Below are 24,825 nucleotides of genomic sequence, written 5' to 3'. Positions count from 1 at the left end.
GGCGCGATGCCCATGAACGAGAAATTTGAACACCTGATGCTGCGCGCCGAGCAGTTGATTGCGCGCATCGAATCCGTGCTGCCGCAGCCCCTGTCGGCACCGGCCGACTGGAATGCGTCGATCGCCTGGCGCTACCGTCGGCGTGGTTCTGGGCATGGCGTGCTGGAGCCTGTGCACCACGTGGCCGTGATGAAGCTCGATGACCTGAAGGAGATCGAGCCGCAGAAGGAGAAGATCCAGCGCAATACCCAGCAGTTCGTGCGCGGCCTGCCGGCCAACAATGTGTTGCTGACGGGCGCACGAGGCACTGGCAAATCCTCGCTGATCAAGGCCTGTCTGAATGAATATGCCCCCGAGGGCTTGCGTCTGATCGAAGTCGACAAGGCCGATTTGACCGATTTGCCCGACATCGTGGATGTGGTCTCTGCGCGCCCCGAGAAGTTCGTTATCTTTTGCGATGACCTGAGCTTTGAAGAAGGCGAGGCGGGCTACAAGGCGCTGAAATCGATTCTGGATGGCTCGGTGGCAGCAGCCACACCCAACGTGCTGATCTATGCGACCAGCAACCGCCGTCACCTCTTGCCCGAGTACATGACCGAGAACCTCACCTACACCCACACCGAGGATGGCGAAGTGCATCCGGGTGAGGTGGTGGAGGAAAAGATCTCGCTGTCTGAGCGCTTTGGCTTGTGGGTCAGCTTCTACCCTTTCTCGCAGGATGAATACCTGACCATCGTGGGCCAGTGGCTGAGTTCGTTCGGCGTCTCGGAGGCTGCACGTGAGGCGGCCCGTCCTGAAGCCCTGGTGTGGGCCTTGGAGCGCGGCTCTCGCAGTGGCCGTGTGGCCTATCAGTTCGCACGTGACTTTGCGGGGCGTGCCCATGGCTGAGCGCCAACACACCGAAGTGGCCGTCGGCATCTTGATTCGAGCCGATGGCGCCTTGTTGTTGAGTTCCCGTCCCGAAGGCAAGCCCTACGCTGGGTACTGGGAATTTCCAGGTGGCAAGCTCGAAGCCGGTGAAACGGTGGAACAGGCCTTGCGCCGTGAACTGGAAGAAGAGTTGGGCGTGGTGATCGGGGCGGCGCAGGCCTGGAAGGTCACAGAGCACGACTACCCCCATGCCTTGGTCCGCCTGCACTGGTGCAAAGTGCGTGACTGGCAGGGCGCCTTTGAAATGCGCGAGGGTCAGAGCATGGCTTGGCAGCAGTTCCCACTCACCGTGTCACCCGTGCTGCCGGGGGCTTTCCCGGTGCTGGATTGGCTGGCCGCGGAACGGGGCCATGTCGGGCCTGTGGTCACCGCAGCGGCGCCTGTGTGACGCTGGCGCGCCGTGCCGTTCACTGCAGGCGCGGATCACCGTAGGGGGCGTCGTCGGGCGGTGCCTCGGTGGGCATGCGAAAGGTTTCACTGGCCCAGGCGCCAAAGTCGAGGTTCTTGCAGCGTTCACTGCAGAACGGGCGATAGGCATTGCTGGGGTGGTAGAGGCTGGGGCCTCCGCAGGCGGGGCATCGCACCGTGCGAGCGCCTTGGGGTGGGGTGTCAGAGTTGTCGGTGCTCATGGGATTCGACGGGGCGCGCGTTGAGTGCAGACCTTCCCGCACTCAGGCAGCTCAGGTATCAGGCACACAAGGCCAGTTCGAAATTGGCGTCTTCGCCGCAGGCGTGCAGGCGCCCATCCGCTTCCTGCCGCATCAGCCGCACCGAAACCAGCAGGCGGTTGCCACTGATTTCGGGGATCAAGCCCCAGGCGGGATTCAGTCGCAGCCGCAGCAGCTGGAAGGTGCGCCCTTGAGGCAGGGTCTGCTGGAATTGACCGCGCTCCGCCACCACTTTCTGGGGGGTGCCGGAATCGCGCAGCATTTTCAGCAGCAGAAAAATGGATTCGGCCAACGGCCCAAGGGTGCCCGCCCAGCCTTGAAGGTCATCGCGTCGCTTGGCCGGATCATCATGCTGCCAGGCATAGTACGCGGGCAGGTCGAATCCGCAGGTTCCCCCCGGAATACCGATGCGGCTGCGAATGCTCATCAGCCATTCGTTTTCGGTCAACGACTGCCCAGCTTTGCCAGGCTGCCCATTGAGCGCTGCAAAGTCGGCATCAATCTGGGCGATCACGCTGTCCAGGATCTGCTCCGAGATGGAGGGGTTGCCCCGGTAGCTGTTGAGCGCGGCTTTCTGCTTCTCGAGGTCTTTGAGCACGTCCGATTTGAGGTCGGCACGGGCTGCAACGTCCATGATTTCGAAGATCGTGGCGAGGGCGAAATGGTGGTCCAGTGCGGCATCGCGCAAGACCAGTTCACCCAGGCGCCGGAAGAGTTGTTCCAGACGCAGGTAGGTGCGAATGCGTTCGTTGAAGGGGTATTCGTAGAGGATCACTGCTCGTTCCGTTGCGCGCATCATAGCCCGAAGTAATGGGCCAAATCGGCCACCTGCAGGCCCAGAGCCTCCAGGGTGCAACCCTCATTGAAAATCACTGCGTCGGCACAGGCCAGGCGTTGCTCGCGGCTGGCCTGTGCCGCCATGATGGCCAGCACCGCTTCACGGCCGAGACCGCTGCGTTGTTGGACCCGGCTGATCTGGGTCTCGGGCAGGCAGTCAACCACCACCACGCCATCGAGCTCGGCGGGCCAGCGTTTGGATTCGACCAGCAAGGGGATGTCGTAGACCACCAAGGGGGCTCCTGCAGCCTCATGGGCCAGGGCCTCTGCTTGCAGCTTCTGACCGACCAGGGGGTGGACAATGGCTTCGAGCCGGGCGCGCGCATCCGGTTGGCTGAAAACCAGGGCCCGCATGGCGTCCCTGTCCAGGGCGCCATCTGCGCCGACCACGCCCGGACCAAAGCTGGCTTCGATCGCTGGCATGGCCGAGCCGCCAGGTTGGGTCAGTTGGCGCGCCACGGCATCGGCATCGATCACGCCCGCGCCATGGCCCGACAGCAGTTGGGCCACCGTGCTTTTGCCCGAACCTATGCCTCCGGTCAATCCAAGGTGCCGGACCTTGCGGTGGGCCTGTGGCATCGCGCTCAGCCCCCGATCCAGTCCAGCAGCAAGGCCTGAAGGCGGTCTGGGCCCCAGATCATGGCCGCAAAGCCGGCGCCTGCCAGAAAGGGACCGAACGGAATGTAGCCACCTTCGCGCAACCCGCTGGAGAACTTCAGGACGATGCCGATCACGGCGCCAATCACCGAAGAGATCAGAATGATGGGCAGCAGCGCTGGCCAGCCGAACCAGGCACCCAGGGCGGCATAGAGTTTGAAGTCGCCATAGCCCATGCCCTCTTTGCCTGTCAAAAGCTTGAAGCCCCAGTAGATCAGCCACAGCGACAGGTAGCCCGCCACGGCGCCCCACAGCGCCGTGCGCAGGTCGACCTGGGTCCAGCCCGCAGCGGCCGAGATCAGGCCTGCCCACAGCAAGGGGAGGGTCAGATCATCAGGCAGCAGCGTGGTGTCCCAATCGATCATGGCCAGCGCCAACAGGGTCGCGGCAAAGCCGCACCAGGCCAGCGTGCTGAAGCTGATGCCCCAGCGCTGGGCGCACAAGGCGAACAGCCCTGCGGTGGCGATTTCAATCAGGGGGTAGCGCGGGCTGATGGCGGTCTTGCAGGCCTTGCAACGCCCGCGCAATGCAACATAGCTCAATACGGGGATGTTCTCATACCAACTCAGGGTGTGGCCGCAGGCCTGGCAGCGCGAGCGGGGAACCATCAGATTGAAGGTTGGGGGCTGTGTCGCAGGTGTTTGCCCCATGTGCTCCGCGCAGTCGCGGTCCCATTGGGCCTCCATCATTTTGGGCAGCCGGTAGATGACGACATTCAAAAAGCTGCCGAACAGCAAGCCCACCAGACCCACCAAAGCGGGGTCCCAGACACCAAACCAGGTCATCAAACCACCTGCCCCAACTTGAAGATAGGCAGGTACATCGACACAACAATGCCGCCGATGATGGAGCCCAGCACCACGATGATGATGGGTTCCATCAGGCTGGAAAGGCCCGCCACCATGTCGTCAACCTCGGCCTCGTAGAAGTCGGCCGCCTTGCCCAGCATGTGGTCGATGGAGCCGGATTCCTCGCCGATGGCGCACATCTGCAGCACCATGGATGGGAACACGTTGGCATTGGTCATGGCCGCTGTCAGGCTGGTGCCGGTCGAGACTTCCTGCTGGATCCGTTCGGTGGCAATCGCGTAGACCGAGTTGCCTGATGCACCCCCCACCGAGTCCAGGGCTTCCACCAGGGGCACCCCGGCGGCGAACATGGTGGAGAGCGTGCGTGTCCAGCGGGCGATGCAGGATTTGTTGATCAAGTCACCAAAGATGGGAATGCGCAACAGCAGGCGGTCCATGGCCATCTGCATTTTTTCATTGCGTTTCCAGGACTGCATGAAGAAATAGCCGCCACCGCCCATCAGGCCGAAGATAAGCCACCACCATTGAACGAAAAACTCGCTCATGGCAATGACAAAAAGGGTGGGGGCGGGCAGGTCGGCGCCAAAAGAAGAGAACACCTGCTTGAAGGCCGGAATCACGAAGATCATGATGACCACGATCACGACAAAGGCAACGACGATCACCGAGATCGGGTACATCAAGGCCGATTTGATCTTCGACTTGATCGCCTCGGTCTTCTCCATGTAGATCGCCAGCCGATCAAGCAGGGATTCCAGGATACCGGCTGCTTCGCCGGCTTCGATCAGGTTGCAGTAGAGGTCATCGAAGTACATCGGGTACTTGCGAAAAGCACCGCTCAGCGAGGTGCCGGTCTCCACATCCGAGCGGACATCGTTGAGCAGCTTGGTGACGCTCGGGTTGGCATTGCCGCGGCCGACGATGTCGAAGGTCTGCAGCAGGGGCACGCCGGCCTTCATCATCGTGGCCAACTGCCGGGTGAACAGGGCGATGTCCTTGGGCTTGATCTTTTTGCCCGAGCGCATCTTGCGCTTTTTGATCTTGGTCGGGAACACGCCTTGCCGACGCAGTGACGCCTGAACCTGGTTTTCGCCGGCCGCACGCAATTCTCCGCGCACGGGTTTGCCGTTGCGGTCCTTGCCCTCCCACTCGAAGACAAATTCTTTGATGTCTTTTTTTGTGCTTGCCATTGGCTTGTTGCTTCGGTTTATTCGTTCGTCACGGCCAGTACTTCCTCCAGCGAGGTCAAGCCCATCTTGACCTTGTACAGCCCGGATTCACGCAGGCTGCGCACCCCTTCACGGCGGGCTTGCTCGGCAATTTCCAGTGCGCTGCCATCGCGCAGGATGATGCGCTGGATTTCCTCTGAAATCGGCATGACCTGGTAGATGCCGACCCGGCCTTTGTAGCCGTTGTTGCAGGCCGAGCAGCCCACAGGGCGGTAGGACACCCAGCTGCCGTCCAACTCATCCTCCCCAAAGCCCGAGTCGAGCAGGGCTTCGCGCGGAATGTCGGCTGGAGCCTTGCAGTTGGGACAGAGTCGCCGCGCCAGGCGCTGCGCCGTGATGAGAATGACGCTGGACGCGATGTTGAATGGGGCGATGCCCATGTTGCGCATCCGGGTCAGCGTGGTCGGGGCGTCGTTCGTGTGCAGGGTTGACAGCACCAGGTGGCCCGTCTGGGCAGCCTTGATGGAAATGTCGGCCGTCTCCAGGTCGCGGATTTCGCCGACCATGATGATGTCCGGATCCTGCCGCAGGAAGGATTTCAAGGCTGCCGCGAATGTCAGGCCCGCTTTCTCGTTCACGTTGACCTGGTTGACGCCTGGAAGGTTGATTTCCGAGGGGTCTTCGGCCGTGGCGATGTTCACACCCGGCTTGTTGAGCATGTTCAGGCAGGTGTAGAGCGACACCGTCTTGCCCGAGCCGGTGGGCCCCGTGACCAGAATCATGCCGTAGGGGCGCCCGATGGCGTGAAGCAAACGCTCCTTCTCTTCGGGTTCGTAGCCCAGGGCCTCGATGCCCAGCTTGGCGCTGCTGGGGTCAAGAATACGGATCACGATCTTTTCGCCGAACAGTGTGGGCAAGGTGCTGACCCGGAAGTCAATCACGCGATCCGCCCCGATCTTCAGCTTCATCCGCCCGTCCTGAGGCACGCGCTTCTCGGAAATGTCCAGCCGTGAGATCACCTTGATGCGGGAGGCCAGCTTGTCCTTGATGGCAATTGGGGGTGTGGAGATCTCCCGCAGTTCTCCGTCAATGCGGAATCGAACCCGGTAATAGTGTTCGTAAGGTTCGAAATGCAAATCTGAAGCGCGCATGTTGAAGGCGTCCAGCAGCATCTTGTGCAGAAACTTGACGATGGGGGCGTCTTCAACCTCGGCGCTGTTGGTTTCAGCCACATCCTCGGTGATGATGGGCTCGTCTTCGAACTGGAAGTCACCGCCGCCGATGATCGTGTCCATGGCCTCGGCGACCGAGGTGGTCGTGGCCTCGACCATCTTGGACAGTTTGTCGTACTCGGCAATGATCCAGTCAACGCCCATCTGGGTCGAGAACTTGATCTTCTCGACCACCTCTTGGTCTGAAGGGTCGGCCGTTGCGATGATCAGGCGATTGCTGCGCTTGCTGAGTACCAGGATCCGGTAGGCTTGGCAGATCTTGGGGTCCAGCAGGTCTTTGGGCAGCCGCTGCGGGTCGATGGCATCGAGGTCCAGCAAGGGCGCGCTGAAGGCTTGCGACATCGTGTGGGCCAAGTCGGCGGCCGACACGGCCCCCGAGCCCATCAACTCCACGATGAAGCTGGTGCGGTGGGCCAGCGCCTTCTGGTAGATGTCCTCGGCCGCTTTCTGGGCCAGTTTGCCTGCTGTGATCAGTGCCCGCCCCAATCCGGGCAGCGCAACGGATGACGATTTATTGGCTGGTTCAACAGCGGCCATGAGGCGGGTGAGGGATGCTCAGAATGAAAAAATGCATCCTATCATCGCTCAGGAGCAACTGTCTGTAAATGGAATGTAGCTGGGGGAGATGGAGGCAGGAATTTGCCTCAGATGTGCAATATGTCTGATCATGGTCGGGGTGAGAGGATTCGAACCTCCGGCCTCTACGTCCCGAACGTAGCGCTCTACCAGGCTAAGCTACACCCCGACAGTCAAACATGGCTTCAATGCATGAAGCACTATGCTCTCAATGTGTTTTCAGGCTTGTCGTCATCTCTCAATTTCGACGCTGAAGCAATTGAGCCGCTAATTGTAGCAAACCTTCGGAGTAAGAATTTGAAGGAAGTGCACTCAAGGCAGAAATTGCGCGTTGTGCTTCGGCTGCCGCCGCTTGTTGGGTGGCCTCAAGTGCACCGGTGCTGCGCACGATCTCGATGATCTGGGGCAGCCTTTCAGTCTCGCCTTGTTCAATGGCGTGGCGGATCGTGGCCGCTTGTTCGGGTGTGCCCCGCTGCATGCCGATGATCAAAGGCAGCGTCGCTTTGCCTTCGCGCAGGTCGTCGCCGATGTTCTTGCCCATTTCGGCGGTGTTGCCGGCGTAGTCCAGCACGTCGTCGATGACCTGGAAGGCGGTGCCCAGGGCTTGGCCGTAGGTTGCACACGCCTCTTCGATGTGGCTAGGGGCCTTGATCAGGATGGCGGCCAGGCGCGCGCTGGCTTCGAACAACTTTGCTGTCTTGGAGCGGATGACGCGCAGGTAGGCGGCCTCGTCCAGCGAGGCGTCGTGCATGTTCATCAATTGCAGCACTTCGCCTTCGGCGATCACGTTGGTGGCGTCTGCCAGTACTTCCATCACCCGCATGTCATTGGCGTCCACCATCATCTGGAAGGCGCGTGAATAAAGAAAGTCGCCAACCAGGACACTGGCAGGGTTGCCAAAGGCCTCGTTGGCCGTGGCGCGGCCTCGGCGCAGGGTGGATTCGTCCACTACATCGTCGTGCAGCAGGGTGGCTGTGTGGATGAACTCGACCACAGCCGCCAGGTTGTGGTGTTGTGAGCCTTGGTAACCGAGTGCGCCCGCCACCAGCAGCAGCAGCGCCGGGCGCAGTCGTTTGCCTCCGGCGGCAATGATGTACTGGGAAATTTGCCCGACCAGAGGGACGCTCGAGTTGAGTCGGTGGGCGATGACCTTGTCGACTTCGCCCATGTCGCGGGCGATCAATTCGAGGGCTTGGGAGGCGGATGCGGTGGGGGCGGTCAAGGTGGCGGGCTCTTTCAAGTTGCGAAATTATAGGAAGCGCGTGCCACGCGCCTCACCTGCACTTGAGCGTGTCAGGGGCCCCGCTTGTCAGCGGTTGACTTTCTTGCTATAGTTTCGGGCTCTGCGGAATTCTCCGGCAGAGCTTCAATTCAAAGAGGTTTACATGTACGCGGTCATAAAAACCGGCGGCAAGCAATATCGCGTTGCTGCTGGCGAAAAAATCAAAGTAGAACAGATTGCTGCGGACGTAGGCCAGGAAATCGTGATTGACCAAGTTCTGGCTGTCGGCAACGGCGCTGAACTGAAGGTTGGCACGCCCCTGGTGTCCGGCGCAACCGTCACGGCAACTGTCGTGGCGCATGGCAAGCACGACAAGGTTCGCATCTTCAAGATGCGTCGTCGTAAGCACTATCAAAAGCGTCAAGGTCACCGTCAGCAGTTCACCGAACTGCAAATCGGCGCGATTGCAGGCTAAGGAGAACGGGTCATGGCACAGAAAAAAGGCGGCGGCTCTACGCGAAACGGGCGCGATTCCAAGCCCAAGATGCTCGGTGTGAAGGCCTTCGGTGGCGAATTGATCAGCGCTGGCTCGATCATCGTTCGTCAACGTGGTACCCGCTTCCATGCTGGCTCGAATGTCGGCATCGGCAAGGATCACACTCTGTTTGCTCTGGTTGACGGCCACGTGTCGTTCGCCACCAAGGGCGCGCTGAACAAGCACACGGTCAACGTGACGCCCGCAGCCTGAGTCTGACGGCGCGGTCACTCAGCGACCTGTCGAAGCCCCGCTTGGTCGGGGCTTTTTTCGTTGGGTCCCCATTTTTCTAGACTGGACATGACATGAAATTTGTTGATGAAGCCTATATAGACATTGCTGCGGGCGATGGCGGGAACGGTTGCGTCTCGTTTCGTCATGAAAAGTACAAAGAGTTTGGCGGGCCCAATGGCGGCGATGGCGGGCGCGGTGGTCACGTCTATGCCGTGGCCGATCCCAACCTCAATACCCTGGTCGATTTCCGCTACTCCCGCCGGCACGAAGCCCGGCGTGGCGAGCACGGCATGGGCTCGGACATGTTCGGTGCGGCAGGTGATGACATCACCTTGAAGATGCCGGTTGGCACCATCATTTCCGATGCTGAAACGGGCGAAGTCCTTTACGAACTTTTGGCTCCGGGTGAGACCATCACGATCGCCAAAGGCGGTGATGGGGGCTTTGGTAACTTGCGCTTCAAGAGTGCGATCAACCGGGCGCCGCGTCAAAAGACGCCGGGTTGGCCGGGTGAGAAGAAGAGCCTCAAGCTGGAGCTCAAGGTGTTGGCCGATGTCGGTCTGCTCGGCATGCCCAACGCCGGCAAATCGACGCTGATTGCCGCGATCTCGAACGCTCGTCCGAAGATTGCTGACTACCCCTTCACCACACTGCACCCCAATCTGGGTGTGGTGCGTGTTGGTCCTGAACAGAGCTTTGTGGTGGCCGACATCCCGGGTTTGATCGAGGGCGCTTCCGAGGGTGCTGGCTTGGGGCATCTGTTTTTGCGTCACTTGCAGCGCACGCGTCTGCTGTTGCATGTCGTGGATCTGGCTCCCTTTGATGAGGCCGTTGATCCGGTTGCCCAGGCCAAGGCCATTGTGGGTGAGCTGAAGAAGTACGATCAGGCGCTTTATGAGAAGCCGCGCTGGCTGGTCCTGAACAAGCTGGACATGGTGCCGGAAGACAAGCGGGCTGCCTTGGTCAAGGATTTCGTCAAGCGTTACAAGTACAAGGGCCCGGTCTTTGAGATCTCTGCGTTGACGCGTGAAGGTTGCGAGGCCTTGATCAAGGCGATCTACCAGCACGTGAAGGCGCAGCAGGTGGCCGAGCAGGCCCCGGTCGAGGTGGATCCGCGTTTCGCCGAACCCTCTGATTCCTGAATGTTCCTGTGCCCTGGGGCCGGTATGGCTGGCCGATGCTGAAATGACTGCTAAAAATGAATCACGGGTGCTGGCGGATGCCCGCCGCATCGTCGTCAAGGTGGGCTCCAGCCTGGTGACCAATGAAGGGCGTGGACTGGACGAGGCTGCCATCAGTGAGTGGTGCCGTCAGTTGGCTCAACTGGTTCTGTCCGGGCGCGAGGTGGTGATGGTGTCCAGTGGTGCCATTGCCGAAGGCATGAAGCGCCTGGGGTGGCCTGTTCGCCCCAAAGAAGTGCATGAGTTGCAGGCCGCCGCTGCGGTGGGGCAGATGGGCCTGGCCCAGATGTATGAGACCAAGTTGCGTGAAAACGGCCTGGGCAGCGCCCAGGTCTTGCTCACACACGCAGATCTGGCTGATCGCGAGCGGTACCTGAATGCCCGCTCCACCTTGCTGACCTTGCTGCGTCACCGCGTGGTCCCCGTGATCAACGAGAACGATACGGTGGTCAACGACGAAATCAAGTTTGGTGACAACGACACCCTGGGAGCATTGGTGGCCAACCTGGTGGAGGCCGATGCTTTGGTGATTCTGACCGATCAAAAAGGCTTGTACACCGCGGACCCGCGGCGGGATCCTGCTGCCCAGTTTGTGCATGAGGCGCGTGCTGGCGATCTGGCCTTGGAAGCCATGGCCGGGGGCGCGGGTTCCAGCATTGGCAAGGGCGGCATGATCACCAAGATCCTGGCCGCCAAGCGTGCGGCGGGCTCGGGTGCTTCCACCGTGATCGCCTGGGGGCGCGAGCCTGATGCGCTGGTACGACTCACCCAGGGGGAGTCGATAGGGACTCTGTTGGTGGCTCAGACGGCGAAGAACCAGGCCCGCAAGCAGTGGATGGCGGATCACCTGCAAATGCGTGGCGCCGTGGTGGTGGATGACGGTGCCGTGGCCAAGTTGCGTGATGAGGGCAAGAGTCTCTTGCCCATCGGCATGACGACGGTGGAGGGGGAGTTCTCTCGGGGCGACGTGATCGCCATCAAGGACTCATCCGGGACCGAAGTGGCCCGTGGCCTGTCGAACTACGCGAGCGCCGAGGCTCGCCTGATGTGCCGCAAGGCGTCTGCCGAGATCGAGCGCCTGCTGGGCTATGTGGCCGAAGCGGAAATGGTGCACCGGGACAACCTGGTGCTTCACCGTTGAGTTGCACCCGTTGGCCCCAGAAAAAATCCGACCGGGTCAGGGTCGGATGGTCTGGATTCAGTGCTTGTTGATCGGGTCAAGTTGCAGGCCCGAATGACTGGGGTGCATCGGTCTGGGTTCCGGCTCAAAGCTGGCCCCAGGGGGCAGTTCATAGCTGCCCGACGGTGGCAGTCGCGACATGTGGTTGTCCGGTCCGCCCTCGTTGTCCCGGGTGCGCATACCGCCTCTCAGAAAGCGGTTTCGCGGTTCCGGTCGCGGAAGGTAGCGTGCCAGTTCAGTCAGGGCCATCTCGTAGACGCCGCGCTTGAACTCCACCACCACATCGAGCGGTACCCAGTAATCGTTCCAGCGCCAAGCATCAAATTCCGGGTGGTTGGTGGCCCTGAGGTTCAGGTCCCAATCGTGTCCCAGCAGTTGCAGCAGGTACCAGATCTGCTTTTGGCCCTTGTAGTGGCCTCGAGCGTCTCGCCGAATGTACCGGTCTGGCACCTCATAGCGCAACCATTCCCGCGTTCGGGCCACAATTCGCACATGCTCCGGATGGAGCCCCACTTCTTCGTGCAATTCCCGGAACATGGCCTGCTCAGGGCTTTCGCCACGATCAATGCCACCTTGAGGGAACTGCCAGCTGTGGGTCCGGATGCGCTTGCCCCAGAACACCTGGTTTTTATGGTTGAGCAGGATGATGCCGACGTTCGGCCTAAAGCCGTCCCGGTCAAGCATAATCAAACCCCAAATTTTTAAACTGAGTCCATTATGCACGGCACCGCACGTGTCACAAGAGGACTTCTCTTGAACTTTCCGCATTCCCCCAGATGAAAGCCTCCCAATTCTTCATTTCCACCCTCAAGGAAGCGCCTGCCGATGCGGAGGTCGTCAGCCACAAACTGATGACCCGAGCTGGCATGATCAAGAAGCTGGGGGCCGGTGTGTACAACTACATGCCCATCGGCTTGCGTGTCATCCGAAAGGTCGAGGCCATCGTGCGCGAAGAGATGAACCGGGCCGGCGCCGTCGAGGTGACCATGCCGGTGGTTCAGCCTGCCGAGCTCTGGCAGGAGACCGGTCGCTTCGAGAAGATGGGTCCTGAGTTGCTGCGCATCAAGGACCGCCATGACCGCGACTTCGTGATTCAGCCCACCTCCGAAGAAGTGGTCACTGACATTGCTCGCCAGGAATTGCGCAGCTACAAGCAGTTGCCCAAGAACTTCTACCAGATCCAGACCAAGTTCCGTGATGAGCGCCGTCCGCGCTTCGGCCTGATGCGCGGTCGCGAGTTCATCATGAAGGATGCCTACAGCTTCGACCGCGACCAGGCGGCGGCCAAGGCCAGCTACCAGGTCATGGCCGCGGCCTACCGGCGGATCTTCGATCGTTTCGGCCTCACCTACCGTGCCGTGGCCGCCGACAGCGGTGCCATCGGTGGCGACCTGAGCGAAGAGTTCCAGGTGATCGCCGCCACGGGCGAAGACGCCATCGTCTATTGCCCTGACAGCGACTACGCCGCCAACATCGAAAAGGCCGAGGCCCTGGCACCGGCGGGCCCTCGGCCCGCAGCCGCAGGCGCGCTCACCAAGACCGCCACCCCGGGCAAGAGCACCTGTGCCGATGTGGCCGAGTTGCTGAATGTTCCCTTGGCGACCACCGTCAAATCCCTGGTGCTCGCCACCGACACGCTGAACGAACACGGCGAGATCACACGCAGCCAGATCTGGCTGCTGCTGTTGCGCGGCGACCATGACATGAATGAAGTCAAGGTCGGCAAGCTGCCGGGCATGGAGGGCGGCTTCCGCTTTGCCACCGTGCCTGAGATCGAAGACCATTTCGGCTGCAAGCCAGGCTATCTGGGCCCGCTGAATCTGAAGAAGCCCGTCAAGGTGGTGGCCGATCGCGAAGTGGCCGTGCTGGCCGACTGGATTTGCGGTGCCAACGAAGTCGACTTCCACATCACCGGCGTGAACTGGGGCCGCGACCTGCCTGAGCCCGAGTTGGTGGCAGACCTGCGCAACGTGGTGGCGGGCGATGCCTCGCCCGACGGCAAGGGCGTGTTGGCCATCGAGCGCGGCATCGAGGTGGGGCATGTCTTCTACCTGGGCACCAAGTACTCGAAGGCCATGAATGCCACCTTCCTGGGCGAGGACGGCAAGCCGGCCTTCTTCGAGATGGGCTGCTACGGCATTGGCGTCACCCGCCTGCCGGCCGCGGCCATCGAGCAGAACCACGACGAGCGCGGCATCATCTGGCCCGATGCGATTGCCCCGTTCACGGTGGTGATCTGTCCCATCGGCATGGACCGCAGTGCCGAGGTCAAGGCGGCTGCCGAGCAGTTGCATGCCGACCTGCTGGCTTTGGGCGTGGATGTGCTGCTGGACGATCGGGGCGAGCGCCCTGGCGCCATGTTCGCCGACTGGGAGCTCATCGGTGTGCCGCACCGCGTGGTGCTGTCGGACCGGGGCCTGAAGGAAGGCCAGGTCGAATACCAGCACCGCCGTGACACGGCCGCCACCAAGATCGGGGCGGCGGATGTGCTGGCGCACCTGAAGGAGCGACTGGCTCTGTGAGCGCCACGCGGGTTTGAGGATGATGGCATGTTGATTTCAAGGCGAAAAAGCCTGGCCGCCCTGGCCGCCGGGCCTTCTCTGTTCTTGTGGTCTGAATCGGCGCGTGCCGGAGCCCAGGCGGAAGAGCCCCTGATTGACTCCGTGCGCACGGCCCTGAGTTCGGCGGTGGCCCAGCAGGCACCGCCCGTGCCTGAGTTCGTCGATACCGATGGTCGCCTGGTCTACCTGCGCTGGCTGGCGGCCATGAGCGACCGCCTCTGGCGCCGCAAACCGGAGTGGCTGGTGCGCAAGGAGTTCCTGCAGACGGTCTGGTACGAAAGCCGTCGGGCCGGCCTGGACACCTCTCTGGTGCTGGGCCTGATCGAGGTGGAGAGCAACTTCCGCAAATTTGCCGTGTCGCCCGTGGGGGCCCGTGGCTACATGCAGGTGATGCCTTTCTGGACCCGTGTGATCGGCGATGGTGACCCGGGCAAGCTGTTCCATCTGCAGACCAACCTGCGCTTTGGCTGCGTGATCCTGCGCCATTACCTGGACCGTGAGCGGGGCGATCTCTACATGGCCCTGGGCCGCTACAACGGCAGCCGCGGCAAGCCGCAGTACCCCGATGCCGTGTTCGGGGCCCAGCGCCACTGGGTGTTTGCCGACCCCGTCAAGTCGCCCGCCCAGGCCTGAGGGGCGCGCAGCGCCGGCACTGACTCATGCCGGCCCCACGGGGGGCAGGCGCGTGACCATCACCTGGTCGATGCGGTAGCTGTCCACATCCATCACCTCAAAGCGGAAGCCCTCCCAGCTCACGGCATCGGTGCGCTTGGGAATGCGCCGCAGCATCTCCATCAGAAAACCTGCCAACGTGTCGTACTGGTCGGCGTGGGGCAGGCTGTCCAGCTCAAGTGCCCTCTGCACGTCGGCGATCGGCGTCATGCCATCGATCAGCCAGGAGTTCTCATCACGCTGCACGATCAGGTCTTCATCCTGCTGGTCCACCAGATCACCCATCACCGTGCTCATCATGTCGTTGAGGGTCACCAGCCCCATCACCACGCTGTACTCGTTCACGATCACTGCAAAGTCTTCATGGGCCTCCCGGAACAAGGCCAGGACTTCGCCCAGGCTGAGCCGGTCGGGCACCACCAGGATCTTGCGCAACAGTCCCTCGCTGGACAGGTCGAGCGGAAGGCCGTTGAGCACGCGCTGGAACAGGTCCTTGGCATCGACATAACCCAGCACTTGCTCCAGACCGTCCCGACAGACCGGGTAGCTCGAGAATGGCTGCGCCAGGATGCGGGCCCGGATCACAGGCTCCGGGTCGTCCACCCTGAACCAGGCCATGCGTTCACGCGGCGTCATGGCACTGGTCACGCTGCGGCTGTCGAGCTCGAACACATTGGTGATCATCTGATGCTCGCGCTCGGCCAACAGGCCTGATCGTGCGCTCGCCTCGGTCATGGCCAGGATGTCGGCCGGCGTGACGCGCTCGTCCCGTGCCGCGGGCAGGCCCAGCAGCGAGAACAGCCTGTCGGTGATGCGGCTGAGCAACCAGACCAGGGGTTTGAACAGGGACATCAGGCCTTGCATGGGCGCGACCAGCCGAACGGCCACCTGCTCGGGCTCGTTCATGCCCAGGCGCTTGGGCAGCAGATCGGCGAAGACGATGAACAGGGCGATGACCACGACGAAGGACAGCACGGCACCCAGCTTGGAGGCTGTCTCGCCCGGCAGCCAAAGGGCCAGCAGATCATTGAAGAAAGGGCTCAGCGCCCCTTCACCGACCACCCCACCGACGATGGCGATCGCATTCAGACCGATCTGGACCACCGTGAAATAGGGCCCAGGTTGGTCCTGCAGGCGCAGCACGTGTGCCGCGCGCAGATCGCCCGCGTCGGCCATCTGGCGCAGGCGCAGACGTCGCGATGCGGCCAGCGAGATCTCGGCGATCGAGAAAAAGGCGCTGGCAGCGATCAAGGCCAGGATGAGCAGCAGACTTTGGCTCAGGGTCATGGGAGGGGCTTTGCAGCGGGGGGTGACCGCCGTACCCCCAGTTTAGCGGCCGTGCGCAGCAAGGCCGCCCGTCTCACTGGCCAACGTCACTGGACAAAGCCCATGCGAAGCCGTTGCGAGCCGCCGCGTGGCAAGTCATCCGCTTGCAACTCGTCACGGCCATCCAGGCGGGCGTTGCCAAAGGCCGTCATCAGGGCGCGTCGCATTTCCCGCGGGGCCAGTTCGGCCAACACATCGAGCACGGAGGCCGGGGCCTCTTCGGCGAAGCGCCGGCCCCAGTCGTGGCTGCCGCGGATCGACAGGTACAGCCGGCGGGCGATCTCCCGCGCCTGCTCCAGCGTCGGCGGCTCGATCTCGAACACATTCATGCGATTGAGAATGGGCTCGGGAATGCCGCGCTCATCGTTGGCGGTGGTGATCCAGACCACGCGGCTGGCATCGATCGACACCTCGGCAAACTCGTCCACAAAATTGCCGGCCGTGTCGTGTTCGAGCAGGCTGTAGAGCGCACCCAGTGGGTCGTACTGGGCATCGGCGCTGGCCTTGTCGATCTCGTCGACGACGATGACCGGATTGGCGTACTGACCGTCGACCAGGGCTTCAAACACCTTGCCGGGCCGGGCGCCCTTCCATTGAGACGAGGCGCCTGAGAGCAGCCAACCGGCGGTCATCGAACTCATCGGCACCAGCGACATGCCTGTGCCCAGCAAGTCGGCCAGTTGGCGGGCGAAATGGGTTTTGCCGATGCCCGGGGCCCCCAGCAGCAGCATGGGGGTCACCTCCAGGCCGTCGCGGCTGTCTTGAGACAGGGCCAGGTGGCGTTTGACGTCATCCAGCACTTCGGTGAAGTTGGGCAAGGCCTCATAAAGAGGCGCCATCTCGGGCACACCGCAGGGCCGCACCTCGAAGCGATCGGGCCCGCGCTCCAGCATGCGCTGGTAGGTGCTGCGCAAGGATTCATGTTCGCGCTCGCTGAGCTTGGCGAGTTTGCGCTCCACTTCCGCGGGCTCGAAAACACTGCGCATCTGGGCGATGGGCAGGTTGAAAGCGGTCGAATGGGGGACAAGGCTGCGGGATTCCATGACGCTCTCCAGATCGGAAACACGCTTTTATTCAAGCACAAGCCATGCCCGCCCTCAAGCGGATGCGCCCGGGCCAGATGCAGAAAAGCCACTGCAGGCAGTGGCTTTTTCTGGGGCCGGAAGTTTCCGGAAGTACCCGGGCGTGCGCCTGGGGCTCAGCCCGGCTGGCCGCCCAGCACCTGTTGCAGCTCGCCCGATTCGTACATCTCCATCATGATGTCCGAGCCGCCGATGAACTCACCCTTCACGTACAGCTGAGGGATGGTCGGCCACTGGCTGTATTCCTTGATGCCTTGACGGATCTCCGGGTCTTCCAGCACGTTCACGGTCTTCAGGCTCTTGGGGTCGACGCCACAGGCCTTGAGGATCTGGACGGCACGGCCAGAGAAGCCGCATTGGGGAAAGCTGGCAGTGCCTTTCATGAACAGCAGCACGGGGCTGTTCTTGACCAGGTCATCGATGCGTTGTTGGGTGTTGCTCATGAAGTTTCCTCTTGGGGCGGGGCCCGGCGCGCAGCCGGCGATGGGGCGATTATCTCAGCCCTGGCCAGAGTCCGCCTGAGCAACGCTCAATGCCGGCGAGGTCTTTGCGGCTTTGCACCTGCTCGAAGCCCCGGGCTTGCAGCAGTTCGCGCACCGGGGCCGCCTGGTCCCAGCCGTGCTCCAGCAGCAGCCAGCCGCCGGTCAGCAGATGCGCCGGGGCCTGGGCGATGATGCGGCGCAGGTCATCCAGGCCGTCGGGCCCGCTCACCAGGGCCTGCAAGGGCTCGTGACGCAGGGCCGGCAGGTGGGGGTCGTGGTCGGCGATGTAGGGCGGATTGGACAGCAGCAAGGCAAAGGGCGCCTCGCCCAGGGGGGCGCACCAGTCACCTTGAAGAAAGCGCACCGTCAGCCCCAGTCTATGGGCATTGCCTTGGGCCACGGCCAGCGCCTCGGCACTGGCGTCCACAGCGCTCACCTCGGCATCGCGACGCTGGCTGGCCACGGCCAGTGCGATGGCACCGCTGCCGGTGCCCAGGTCGGCCACCCGGGGGTGGGGCAGGGGGGTGATCACTTCCAGGCCCCAGTCGACCAGGGTCTCGGTGTCGTCACGCGGGTCCAGCACCCGGGCGTCCACGGCCAGGTCCAGGCCATAGAACTCGTGCCGGCCGGTCAGGTAGGCCATGGGCTCGCCCGCCAGTCGACGGGCCACCAGGCCGGCCAGATGGGCTTGTTGAGGCGCCGTCAGCACATCGGTGTCGTGGGCCATCAGCCAGGCGCGGTCATGCGGGGCCCGGGTCACGGCCAGCAGCACCAACATCTGGGCTTCCAGCCGGGGCAGGCCCTGGGCCTGGGCCTCGCGCAAGGCGGCGGCCAGGGTGGTCGGCGCGCTCAAGACAAGCCCACTTCCAGTTCGGCCAACTGTTCGGCCTCATGGGCGGCGCGCAGCGCCTCCAGCACATCGGCCAGGTCACCTTCCATGATGGCGCCCAGCTTGTACAGCGTGAGGTTGATGCGGTGGTCGGTCAGGCGGCCCTGCGGAAAGTTGTAGGTGCGGATGCGGTCACTGCGGTCGCCGCTGCCGATCAGGCCCTTGCGCAGGGCGGCGTCCTTGGCCGCCCGTTCGCTGCGTTCCTTTTCCTGGATCCGGGCCGACAGCACCTGCAAGGCCTTGGCCTTGTTGCGGTGTTGGCTGCGGTCGTCCTGGCACTCGGCGACGATGCCGGTGGGCAGGTGGGTGATGCGCACGGCCGAGTCGGTCTTGTTGATGTGCTGACCGCCGGCCCCGCTGGCGCGGAAGGTGTCGATGCGCAGGTCGGCGGGGTTGATCTGCACCGCCTGGGCTTCGTCGGGTTCCGGCAGCACCGCCACGGTGCAGGCACTGGTGTGGATGCGACCCTGGGTCTCGGTGGCAGGCACACGCTGCACGCGGTGGCCGCCCGATTCGAACTTCAGCGCGCCATAGACCTGCTCGCCCTCCAGGCGCAAGACCACTTCCTTGTAGCCCCCCAGTTCGCTTTCGCTGGCGCTGACGATCTCGGTGCGCCAGCCGGCGCGCTCGGCGTAGCGGGTGTACATGCGGGCGAGATCGCCGGCGAACAGGGCCGATTCATCACCGCCCGTGCCGGCGCGCACTTCCAGAAAGGCGTTGCGGGCGTCATCGGGGTCTTTGGGCAGCAACAGGCGCTGCAGTTCGCTCTCCAGCTTGAGCAGTTCCTCGCTGGCGCTGGCGATCTCTTCGCGGGCCATGTCGGCCATGTCCGGATCGGCCAGCATCTCGCGCGCGGTTTCCAGGTCGGATTCGCATTGCCGGTAGCGCTGGTAGCGCCCTGCTACCTGGGTCACTTCGGCGTGCTCGCGCGACAGCGTGCGGTACTGCGCCATGTCGCCCATGATGTCTTCGCGCGACAGCAGAAAGTCGAGCTCCTCAAGGCGCGCGACATAGCGTTCAAGTTGCTGGCGTAGGAAGTCTTTCATGGGGCACTTTGCAAGGCCGCTGGCAGATGCATCCGCAGCGGCAGGCTGGAGAAGGGCTGCACCCGGTCAGGTGCAGGGGCAAGCAGGCTGGGCGCAGTGGCCCGGCCACACCCGCGTCGCTAACGGTCTTTGCGCAGAAAGAAGTGCTGGATGGCCTGGCTCGCGCGTTCACGCGACGAGGCATCGCCGGTGTGCAGCTCCGCCATGGCGCCATGCAGCATCTTCTGGGTCAGGCCCTTGGCCATGGCCTGCAACACGGCATCGACATCTTCGCCGCGCGCCAGCAGTTTGCGGGCCCGCGCCAGTTCGGCTTCGCGCCAGGCCTCGGCCTGGCTGTTGAGCTGCCGGATCAGGGGCACGGTACCGCGCTGGTCCATCCAGTGCAGAAAGCTCTGCACGCCGGCGTCGATGATGGCTTCGGCCTGGGCCACGGCGGCCTGCCGATTGGCCTGGCCGGTCTGCACCACGGTGGCCAGGTCGTCCACGGTGTAGAGGTAGACGTCTTCCAGGGCCTTGACCTCAGGCTCGATGTCGCGGGGCACCGCCAGATCGACCATGAACATGGGGCGGTGGCGGCGTTGCTTGAGGGCGCGCTCCACCGCACCCAGGCCGATCAGGGGCAGGGTGCTGGCCGTGCAGCTGATCACGGCGTCGAATTCGTGCAGGCGGTTGGGCAGGTCGGCCAGGCGCATCACCTCGCCGCCAAACCGGCCAGCCAGCTTTTCGCCACGCTCCAGGGTGCGGTTGGCAATGGCAATCGCCTTGGGGTTGCGGGCTGCGAAGTGGGTGGCCGCCAGTTCGATCATCTCGCCGGCGCCCACGAACAGGATGCGGATCTTGCTGAGGTCTTCAAACAGCTGGCCTGCCAGGCGCACGGCAGCCGCGGCCATGCTGATGGAGTGGGCGCCGATCTCGGTCGAGCTGCGCACCTCTTTGGCCACGGCAAAACTGCGCTGGAACAGCTGGTTCAGCGTGGTGCCCAGGGCGCCGGCGCTTTCGGCGGCGCGCACGGCGTCTTTCATCTGGCCCAGGATCTGGGCCTCGCCCAGCACCATCGAGTCCAGGCCACTGGCCACGCGGAAGGCATGGCGGGCCACTTCGTCGTGTTGCAACAGGTAGGCGTGGGAGCGCAGCACGGACGGGTTCACGCCGCCGGTCTGGGCCAGCCAGCCCAGGGTGTGGTCCAGCGCCTGCTGGTCGCCGGCACAGTAGATCTCGGTGCGGTTGCAGGTGGAGATGATGGCGGCTTCGACGTCGGGGTGGCGCTGGGTGCCAAAGGATTCACGCAGGCCGTGCAGCGTGGGGGCCATCTGATCGACGGCAAAGGCAAAGCGACCGCGCAGATCGAGCGGTGCCGTCGTGTGGTTGATACCCAATGCCCAGACTGCTGCCATGGCGTGATTATAAAATTGATCGAGGTCCAGGCGGGCACGCTATCTTTGCCCTTTCCTATGGCCGCCATTGCACCGGGTACCCCGCTGCCTGGCCACAAACGCTATCCAACATGGGCCCCATCGAGTTGTTTCTTCACCTTGCCAACTTTGTCGCACCGGCACTTTGTGTCTCGGTGCTGCTCACTCTGGCGGGGCCGATTCTGGGCGGTGCAAGCCCCTTGCGCCTTGCCTGGCATTGGAAGCTTGCTATCAATTTTGTTGTTGGCGTGCTGGCTCTGACGCTGGCGGTGCTGATGCTGGGGCGGGATGGCAAGGTGGCGGGCTATGGCCTGTTGGTGGTGGCGGTGGCCACCAGCCAGTGGTTTTTGCAGGGCGCATGGCGCCGCTGAGGAAAACGGGTTTTCTTGATGTCGGTCAATTGAAGCCCAGAGGCCCTGGTCGGGCCTTCCGGCTTGGCCTCAGCCCTGCGGGCTGAACAGGTCCACCCGGTCGGTGATGATGCCGTCGGTGCCCAGCTCGATCAGCCGCTGTGCGGCCCATTCGTCATTCACGGTGTAGCTCAGCGTGCGCAGGCCGGCGGCCTGGGCCTTGGCCACGGTGTCGGCATCCCACAGGGCGTGGTTCAGCACCACGGCCACACAGCCCAGTTCCAGGGCTTTTTCCAGCCAGCCGCGGAACAGGGTGTCGGCCAGCAGCCCGCGGGGCAGGTGCGGGGCGGCCTCGGCGGCCCCTTCCAGGGCCTCGATCTTGAACGAGGTGAGCAGCGGTGGCACCGAGGCCGAGGCCCACAGGTGCGAGGCATAGGCGGCCACGATCTCGCCCGTGGCCCGTTCGGTGTCGGGGGTGGGCTTGATCTCGATGTTCAGAAAGAAGCCGTTGTGCAGGCAGTAGCGCGCCACATTCTCGAAGCTCGGGATGACTTCGCCCGCATAGGTGCGCGAATGCCAGCTGCCGGCATCCAGCTGGGCCAGCTCGCCATAGCTCAGGTCGCCGGCGATGCCGCGGCTGTTGGTGGTGCGTTGCAGCGAGGCGTCGTGCAGCAGAAACGGCACGCCGTCGGCGCTCAGCTTCACATCGCACTCGAACATGGTGTAGCCGAAGCTCGCACCATGCCGGAAGGCGGCCAGGGTGTTTTCAGGGGCCAGCTTGCCGGCGCCACGGTGGGCAATCCAGCGCGGGTAGGGCCAGTGGGGAAGGCTGGGGTTCATGGTGGAGCGAAGTCGGAAGTGGGGCTCAGACGCGTTTGCCGGTGGCCGCGTCGAAATGGTGGATGCGGTCGGCGCGTGGGCTCACGTGGATCACGCTGCCCGGCGCGGGCACCGCCGCGTTTTCCTCGACGCGCACGATCAGCCCCTCGGCACCCAGACGCCCGTAGATCAGCCGTTCCGCGCCCAGCAGCTCGGTGGTCTCGACCGTCACGGCCCAGCCCTCGGCGCGCACGTCCAGGTGCTCGGGGCGGATGCCGGTGATCACGCCTTCGCGGGTGCCGGGCGCGTGCTTGAGCAGGTTCATGGAGGGCGAGCCGATGAAGCTGGCCACAAAGGTGGAGGCCGGGCGGTGGTACATCTCCTCGGGCGTGCCGAACTGTTCCATCACGCCGGCGTTCATCACGATCATGCGCTGGGCCAGCGTCATGGCCTCGACCTGATCGTGGGTCACGAACAGCGAGGTGATGCCGAGTTCGCGGTGCAGCTTCTGGATTTCGAGGCGGGTCTGGCTGCGCAGCTTGGCGTCCAGGTTGGACAGCGGCTCGTCGAACAGAAAGACCTGCGGCTGGCGCACGATGGCCCGGCCCATGGCCACGCGCTGGCGTTGGCCGCCCGACAGCTCACGCGGCTTGCGCTGCAGCAGGTGACCCAGTTCCAGAATGCCGGCGGCCTTGTCCACGCGCTGCTTGATCTCTGCCACGGGCACCTTGGCGATCTTCAGGCCGTAGGCCATGTTGTCGAACACGCTCATGTGCGGGTACAGCGCGTAGTTCTGGAACACCATGGCGATGTCGCGCTCGGCCGGTTCCAGCTGGTTGACCACCCGGGCACCGATGGCGATCTCGCCACCGCTGATTTCCTCCAGCCCGGCCACCATGCGCAGCAGGGTGGATTTGCCGCAGCCCGAAGGCCCGACGATGACGATGAATTCGCCGTCGGCGATCTCGGCGTTCACGCCATGGATCACCTGGTTGGCCTTGGGGCCGTGGCCGTAGCGTTTGACGACGTTGCGGAGTGAAATGGAAGCCATCGTGTTGCTCTCTTATTTCTCGGTATCAACCAGGCCCTTGACGAACCATTTCTGCATCAGAACCACCACCACAGCGGGGGGCAGCATGGCCAGCACGGCCGTGGCCATGACCACGTTCCAGTCCACGGGGGATTCACCCGCGCCGATCATCTGCTTGATGCCGACCACCACGGGGTACATGTCTTCGCTGGTGGCCGCGATCAGGGGCCACAGGTACTGGTTCCAGCCGTAGATGAACTGGATCACGAACAGGGCGGCAATGCTGGTGGCCGACAGGGGCACCAGGATGTCCTTGAAGAAGCGCATCGGGCCGGCGCCATCGATGCGGGCGGCCTCGACCAACTCGTCCGGCACGGTCAGGAAGAACTGCCGGAACAGGAATGTGGCCGTCGCCGAGGCAATCAGCGGCACCGACATGCCGGCATAGGTGTTGATCATGCCCAGATCCGCCACCACCTGGTAGGTGGGCCCGATGCGCACTTCCACCGGCAGCATCAGGGTGATGAAGATCAGCCAGAAGCACAGGTTGCGCAGCGGAAAGCGGAAATACACCACCGCAAACGCCGACAGCAGCGAGATGCTGATCTTGCCCACGGTGATGATCATGGTGACCACCAGGCTTACCCACATCATGCGGGCCACCGGGGGCGTGGCGCTGATGCGGCCCGAGCCGCGCAGCGCGGCCTCGTAACTGGCCCAGAAGTTATGCCCCGGCCACAGCGGCATGGGGGCCTGCATGATCTCGGGCGCGGTGTGGGTGGAGGCCACAAAGGCCAGGTAGATCGGAAAGGCGACGATCAGCACGCCGACGATCATCACCAGATGGGCCAGCACATTCAGGACCGGATTGCGTTCAACCATGATGGCGGCCTCCAGGCTGGGCGAACAGGGCAGGGCGGGTGGGCTTCATCAGTACTGCACCTTTTTTTCGACATAGCGGAACTGCACCACGGTCAAGGCCACCACGATCACCATCAGCACCACCGACTGGGCGGCCGAGCCACCGAAGTCCATGCCACGGAAGCCGTCGAAATACACGCGGTACACCAGGGTCGAGGTGGCCTTGCCGGGCCCGCCCTGGGTGGTGGCGTCGATGATGGCAAAGGTGTCGAAGAAGGCGTAGACCATGTTGATCACGCCCAGGAAGAAGGTGGTGGGCGACAGCAGCGGAAACTGGATGCTCCAGAAGCGCCGCCAAGGCCCTGCGCCATCGATGGCAGCCGCCTCGATCAGCGACTTGGGGATGGCGCTGAGCCCGGCCAGGAAGAACAGGAAGTTGTACGAAATCTGTTTCCAGACCGAGGCCATCACCACCAGGGCCATGGCGTGCTGGCTGTTGAGCAGGTGGTTCCATTCAAAACCGATCTGGTGCAGGCCGTAGCTCACCACCCCGATCGAGGTCGAGAACATGAACGACCACAGCAGGCCCGACACCACGGGCGCCACGGCGTAGGGCAGGATCAGCACGGTCTTGTAGAAGGTGGCGCCGCGCGTGATGCGGTCGGCAAACACCGCCAGCAGCAGGGCCAGGCTCAGGCCCAGCACGGTCACCAGCACCGAGAAGATGAGCGTGGTCTCGAACGACTCCACATAGGTGGCATCGGCCCACAGCGTGCGGAAGTTGTCCAGCCCGACCCAGGTCACGGTGGTGCCGAAGGCGTCCTGCTGCTGCAACGACTGGATCAGGGCCTGGCCTGCGGGCCAGAAGAAGAACACGCCGACGATGATCAACTGGGGGGCCAGCAGCGCCCAAGGCAGCCAGCCTGACCTGAATAAAACTCTTTTTTCCATGGAGGGTGCCCTGGTGAGTCAAACAGCCCGCCTGCGGGTGGCGGGCGGGCTGTCGAGTGGCGTGCAGCCCCCGTGGGGGCGGGCACGTTTTGCGAGGGCAGGCAGCATAACGCA

27 protein-coding genes and 1 tRNA gene are annotated in these 24,825 nt (G+C 63.3%); 9 read left to right on the top strand and 19 right to left on the bottom strand.

Annotated features, from left to right (window positions below; translation table 11 throughout):
- The first annotated feature begins 12 nt into the window (after positions 1 to 12).
- Both L880_RS0127715 and L880_RS0127710 read left to right on the top strand, forming a co-directional pair.
- Entirely contained in the window at positions 13 to 888 is an 876-nt protein-coding gene (locus tag L880_RS0127715) for an ATP-binding protein (RefSeq protein WP_027478359.1), read from the top strand.
- Positions 881 to 1,318, top strand: a complete 438-nt coding sequence (locus L880_RS0127710) for an NUDIX domain-containing protein (RefSeq protein WP_027478358.1) — start codon at positions 881 to 883, stop codon at positions 1,316 to 1,318. Before L880_RS0127715 ends, L880_RS0127710 begins: the two co-directional genes overlap by 8 nt.
- Positions 1,319 to 1,337: 19 nt before the next feature.
- Here the strand turns inward: L880_RS0127710 and L880_RS0127705 are convergent, their stop codons facing one another.
- From L880_RS0127705 to L880_RS0127670, 8 genes are all read right to left on the bottom strand, one after another.
- A complete protein-coding gene (locus tag L880_RS0127705) occupies positions 1,338 to 1,559 on the bottom strand; it encodes a DNA gyrase inhibitor YacG (RefSeq protein WP_027478357.1) in 222 nt (73 codons plus the stop codon).
- A 58-nt stretch (positions 1,560 to 1,617) separates the two neighbouring features.
- The gene (zapD, locus tag L880_RS0127700) at positions 1,618 to 2,373 is read right to left on the bottom strand and encodes a cell division protein ZapD (RefSeq protein ID WP_027478356.1); all 756 of its coding nucleotides are present in this window, start codon (positions 2,371 to 2,373) and stop codon (positions 1,618 to 1,620) included.
- 20 nt (positions 2,374 to 2,393) lie between these two features.
- Complete coding sequence (gene coaE / locus L880_RS0127695) at positions 2,394 to 3,014, bottom strand: dephospho-CoA kinase (protein WP_027478355.1); 621 nt, start codon at positions 3,012 to 3,014, stop codon at positions 2,394 to 2,396.
- Positions 3,015 to 3,019: 5 nt separating this feature from the next.
- Entirely contained in the window at positions 3,020 to 3,877 is an 858-nt protein-coding gene (locus tag L880_RS0127690) for a prepilin peptidase (protein WP_027478354.1), read from the bottom strand.
- On the bottom strand, positions 3,877 to 5,091 hold the full coding sequence (locus L880_RS0127685; RefSeq protein WP_027478353.1) for a type II secretion system F family protein: 1,215 nt from the start codon (positions 5,089 to 5,091) through the stop codon (positions 3,877 to 3,879). Before L880_RS0127685 ends, L880_RS0127690 begins: the two co-directional genes overlap by 1 nt.
- A gap of 17 nt (positions 5,092 to 5,108) precedes the next feature.
- Entirely contained in the window at positions 5,109 to 6,839 is a 1,731-nt protein-coding gene (gene pilB, locus L880_RS0127680; RefSeq protein WP_027478352.1) for a type IV-A pilus assembly ATPase PilB, read from the bottom strand.
- A 131-nt stretch (positions 6,840 to 6,970) separates the two neighbouring features.
- Positions 6,971 to 7,047: transfer RNA gene (locus L880_RS0127675), tRNA-Pro, on the bottom strand.
- Positions 7,048 to 7,116: 69 nt separating this feature from the next.
- The gene (locus L880_RS0127670; protein WP_425389214.1) at positions 7,117 to 8,046 is read right to left on the bottom strand and encodes a polyprenyl synthetase family protein; all 930 of its coding nucleotides are present in this window, start codon (positions 8,044 to 8,046) and stop codon (positions 7,117 to 7,119) included.
- A 217-nt stretch (positions 8,047 to 8,263) separates the two neighbouring features.
- Between L880_RS0127670 and rplU the strand changes: the two genes are divergently transcribed.
- The 4 genes from rplU (at position 8,264) to proB (ending at position 11,191) form a co-directional block, all read left to right on the top strand.
- Positions 8,264 to 8,575, top strand: coding sequence for a 50S ribosomal protein L21 (gene rplU, locus L880_RS35315; RefSeq protein ID WP_084461703.1), 312 nt, complete (start codon positions 8,264 to 8,266; stop codon positions 8,573 to 8,575).
- A 12-nt stretch (positions 8,576 to 8,587) separates the two neighbouring features.
- Positions 8,588 to 8,848 (top strand): 50S ribosomal protein L27, encoded by a 261-nt coding sequence (gene rpmA / locus L880_RS0127660; protein WP_027478349.1) that lies wholly within the window; start codon positions 8,588 to 8,590, stop codon positions 8,846 to 8,848.
- 92 nt (positions 8,849 to 8,940) lie between these two features.
- Positions 8,941 to 10,011: an Obg family GTPase CgtA gene (gene cgtA, locus L880_RS0127655; protein WP_027478348.1), complete on the top strand. Its 1,071-nt coding sequence runs from the start codon at positions 8,941 to 8,943 to the stop codon at positions 10,009 to 10,011.
- A 43-nt stretch (positions 10,012 to 10,054) separates the two neighbouring features.
- Entirely contained in the window at positions 10,055 to 11,191 is a 1,137-nt protein-coding gene (proB, locus tag L880_RS0127650; RefSeq protein WP_027478347.1) for a glutamate 5-kinase, read from the top strand.
- A 57-nt stretch (positions 11,192 to 11,248) separates the two neighbouring features.
- On the opposite strand, the gene L880_RS0127645 is transcribed toward proB, so the two are convergent.
- Positions 11,249 to 11,914, bottom strand: coding sequence for an RNA pyrophosphohydrolase (locus L880_RS0127645; RefSeq protein WP_027478346.1), 666 nt, complete (start codon positions 11,912 to 11,914; stop codon positions 11,249 to 11,251).
- A gap of 92 nt (positions 11,915 to 12,006) precedes the next feature.
- On the opposite strand from L880_RS0127645, the gene L880_RS0127640 reads away from it, so the two are divergent.
- Both L880_RS0127640 and L880_RS0127635 read left to right on the top strand, forming a co-directional pair.
- The gene (locus L880_RS0127640) at positions 12,007 to 13,752 is read left to right on the top strand and encodes a proline--tRNA ligase (protein WP_019576095.1); all 1,746 of its coding nucleotides are present in this window, start codon (positions 12,007 to 12,009) and stop codon (positions 13,750 to 13,752) included.
- Positions 13,753 to 13,779: 27 nt separating this feature from the next.
- Positions 13,780 to 14,424 carry a lytic transglycosylase domain-containing protein gene (locus tag L880_RS0127635; protein ID WP_019576094.1) on the top strand — a complete coding sequence of 215 codons (645 nt, stop codon included), beginning with the start codon at positions 13,780 to 13,782 and terminating at the stop codon, positions 14,422 to 14,424.
- A 24-nt stretch (positions 14,425 to 14,448) separates the two neighbouring features.
- Here the strand turns inward: L880_RS0127635 and paeA are convergent, their stop codons facing one another.
- The 6 genes from paeA to hemA form a co-directional block, all read right to left on the bottom strand.
- Entirely contained in the window at positions 14,449 to 15,750 is a 1,302-nt protein-coding gene (gene paeA, locus L880_RS0127630; RefSeq protein ID WP_027478345.1) for a polyamine export protein PaeA, read from the bottom strand.
- Between the two features lie 86 nt (positions 15,751 to 15,836).
- Positions 15,837 to 16,832, bottom strand: coding sequence for an AAA family ATPase (locus L880_RS0127625; protein WP_027478344.1), 996 nt, complete (start codon positions 16,830 to 16,832; stop codon positions 15,837 to 15,839).
- 155 nt (positions 16,833 to 16,987) lie between these two features.
- The gene (gene grxD / locus L880_RS0127620) at positions 16,988 to 17,314 is read right to left on the bottom strand and encodes a Grx4 family monothiol glutaredoxin (protein WP_019576091.1); all 327 of its coding nucleotides are present in this window, start codon (positions 17,312 to 17,314) and stop codon (positions 16,988 to 16,990) included.
- 49 nt (positions 17,315 to 17,363) lie between these two features.
- On the bottom strand, positions 17,364 to 18,206 hold the full coding sequence (gene prmC / locus L880_RS0127615) for a peptide chain release factor N(5)-glutamine methyltransferase (protein ID WP_027478343.1): 843 nt from the start codon (positions 18,204 to 18,206) through the stop codon (positions 17,364 to 17,366).
- Positions 18,203 to 19,288: a peptide chain release factor 1 gene (gene prfA, locus L880_RS0127610; RefSeq protein ID WP_027478342.1), complete on the bottom strand. Its 1,086-nt coding sequence runs from the start codon at positions 19,286 to 19,288 to the stop codon at positions 18,203 to 18,205. The genes prmC and prfA overlap by 4 nt, the downstream gene beginning before the upstream one ends.
- A 119-nt stretch (positions 19,289 to 19,407) precedes the next feature.
- A complete protein-coding gene (gene hemA / locus L880_RS0127605; protein WP_043330821.1) occupies positions 19,408 to 20,682 on the bottom strand; it encodes a glutamyl-tRNA reductase in 1,275 nt (424 codons plus the stop codon).
- 110 nt (positions 20,683 to 20,792) lie between these two features.
- Between hemA and L880_RS0127600 the strand changes: the two genes are divergently transcribed.
- On the top strand, positions 20,793 to 21,071 hold the full coding sequence (locus L880_RS0127600) for a hypothetical protein (RefSeq protein WP_027478340.1): 279 nt from the start codon (positions 20,793 to 20,795) through the stop codon (positions 21,069 to 21,071).
- Between the two features lie 69 nt (positions 21,072 to 21,140).
- Here L880_RS0127600 and ugpQ read toward each other — a convergent pair whose 3' ends face one another.
- The 4 genes from ugpQ to ugpA are packed head-to-tail and all read right to left on the bottom strand — an operon-like array spanning position 21,141 to position 24,711.
- Complete coding sequence (ugpQ, locus tag L880_RS0127595; protein ID WP_027478339.1) at positions 21,141 to 21,890, bottom strand: glycerophosphodiester phosphodiesterase; 750 nt, start codon at positions 21,888 to 21,890, stop codon at positions 21,141 to 21,143.
- Positions 21,891 to 21,915: 25 nt separating this feature from the next.
- Complete coding sequence (gene ugpC / locus L880_RS0127590) at positions 21,916 to 22,920, bottom strand: sn-glycerol-3-phosphate ABC transporter ATP-binding protein UgpC (RefSeq protein ID WP_027478338.1); 1,005 nt, start codon at positions 22,918 to 22,920, stop codon at positions 21,916 to 21,918.
- A gap of 12 nt (positions 22,921 to 22,932) precedes the next feature.
- Positions 22,933 to 23,781 (bottom strand): sn-glycerol-3-phosphate ABC transporter permease UgpE, encoded by an 849-nt coding sequence (gene ugpE / locus L880_RS0127585; protein ID WP_027478337.1) that lies wholly within the window; start codon positions 23,779 to 23,781, stop codon positions 22,933 to 22,935.
- Positions 23,782 to 23,829: 48 nt separating this feature from the next.
- A complete protein-coding gene (gene ugpA / locus L880_RS0127580; protein WP_027478336.1) occupies positions 23,830 to 24,711 on the bottom strand; it encodes a sn-glycerol-3-phosphate ABC transporter permease UgpA in 882 nt (293 codons plus the stop codon).
- Positions 24,712 to 24,825 lie beyond the last annotated feature (114 nt).

The sequence above is a fragment of the Curvibacter gracilis ATCC BAA-807 genome (genome assembly GCF_000518645.1).
Classification (GTDB): domain Bacteria; phylum Pseudomonadota; class Gammaproteobacteria; order Burkholderiales; family Burkholderiaceae_C; genus Curvibacter; species Curvibacter gracilis.
The sequence above is the reverse complement of the archived record's forward strand: the minus strand, read 5'-3'. Positions and strand labels throughout refer to the sequence as shown.

Bases quoted from the DNA above. Each gene is read 5' to 3' on its own strand.
- L880_RS0127715 (WP_027478359.1), top strand. From the start codon at position 13: ATGAACGAGAAATTTGAACACCTGATGCTGCGCGCCGAGCAGTTGATT.
- L880_RS0127710 (WP_027478358.1), top strand. From the start codon at position 881: ATGGCTGAGCGCCAACACACCGAAGTGGCCGTCGGCATCTTGATTCGA.
- L880_RS0127705 (WP_027478357.1), bottom strand. From the start codon at position 1,559: ATGAGCACCGACAACTCTGACACCCCACCCCAAGGCGCTCGCACGGTG.
- coaE (WP_027478355.1), bottom strand. From the start codon at position 3,014: ATGCCACAGGCCCACCGCAAGGTCCGGCACCTTGGATTGACCGGAGGC.
- L880_RS0127690 (WP_027478354.1), bottom strand. From the start codon at position 3,877: ATGACCTGGTTTGGTGTCTGGGACCCCGCTTTGGTGGGTCTGGTGGGC.
- L880_RS0127685 (WP_027478353.1), bottom strand. From the start codon at position 5,091: ATGGCAAGCACAAAAAAAGACATCAAAGAATTTGTCTTCGAGTGGGAG.
- pilB (WP_027478352.1), bottom strand. From the start codon at position 6,839: ATGGCCGCTGTTGAACCAGCCAATAAATCGTCATCCGTTGCGCTGCCC.
- L880_RS0127670 (WP_425389214.1), bottom strand. From the start codon at position 8,046: ATGGGCGAAGTCGACAAGGTCATCGCCCACCGACTCAACTCGAGCGTC.
- rplU (WP_084461703.1), top strand. From the start codon at position 8,264: ATGTACGCGGTCATAAAAACCGGCGGCAAGCAATATCGCGTTGCTGCT.
- rpmA (WP_027478349.1), top strand. From the start codon at position 8,588: ATGGCACAGAAAAAAGGCGGCGGCTCTACGCGAAACGGGCGCGATTCC.
- cgtA (WP_027478348.1), top strand. From the start codon at position 8,941: ATGAAATTTGTTGATGAAGCCTATATAGACATTGCTGCGGGCGATGGC.
- proB (WP_027478347.1), top strand. From the start codon at position 10,055: ATGACTGCTAAAAATGAATCACGGGTGCTGGCGGATGCCCGCCGCATC.
- L880_RS0127645 (WP_027478346.1), bottom strand. From the start codon at position 11,914: ATGCTTGACCGGGACGGCTTTAGGCCGAACGTCGGCATCATCCTGCTC.
- L880_RS0127640 (WP_019576095.1), top strand. From the start codon at position 12,007: ATGAAAGCCTCCCAATTCTTCATTTCCACCCTCAAGGAAGCGCCTGCC.
- L880_RS0127635 (WP_019576094.1), top strand. From the start codon at position 13,780: ATGTTGATTTCAAGGCGAAAAAGCCTGGCCGCCCTGGCCGCCGGGCCT.
- paeA (WP_027478345.1), bottom strand. From the start codon at position 15,750: ATGACCCTGAGCCAAAGTCTGCTGCTCATCCTGGCCTTGATCGCTGCC.
- L880_RS0127625 (WP_027478344.1), bottom strand. From the start codon at position 16,832: ATGGAATCCCGCAGCCTTGTCCCCCATTCGACCGCTTTCAACCTGCCC.
- grxD (WP_019576091.1), bottom strand. From the start codon at position 17,314: ATGAGCAACACCCAACAACGCATCGATGACCTGGTCAAGAACAGCCCC.
- prfA (WP_027478342.1), bottom strand. From the start codon at position 19,288: ATGAAAGACTTCCTACGCCAGCAACTTGAACGCTATGTCGCGCGCCTT.
- hemA (WP_043330821.1), bottom strand. From the start codon at position 20,682: ATGGCAGCAGTCTGGGCATTGGGTATCAACCACACGACGGCACCGCTC.
- L880_RS0127600 (WP_027478340.1), top strand. From the start codon at position 20,793: ATGGGCCCCATCGAGTTGTTTCTTCACCTTGCCAACTTTGTCGCACCG.
- ugpQ (WP_027478339.1), bottom strand. From the start codon at position 21,890: ATGAACCCCAGCCTTCCCCACTGGCCCTACCCGCGCTGGATTGCCCAC.
- ugpC (WP_027478338.1), bottom strand. From the start codon at position 22,920: ATGGCTTCCATTTCACTCCGCAACGTCGTCAAACGCTACGGCCACGGC.
- ugpE (WP_027478337.1), bottom strand. From the start codon at position 23,781: ATGGTTGAACGCAATCCGGTCCTGAATGTGCTGGCCCATCTGGTGATG.
- ugpA (WP_027478336.1), bottom strand. From the start codon at position 24,711: ATGGAAAAAAGAGTTTTATTCAGGTCAGGCTGGCTGCCTTGGGCGCTG.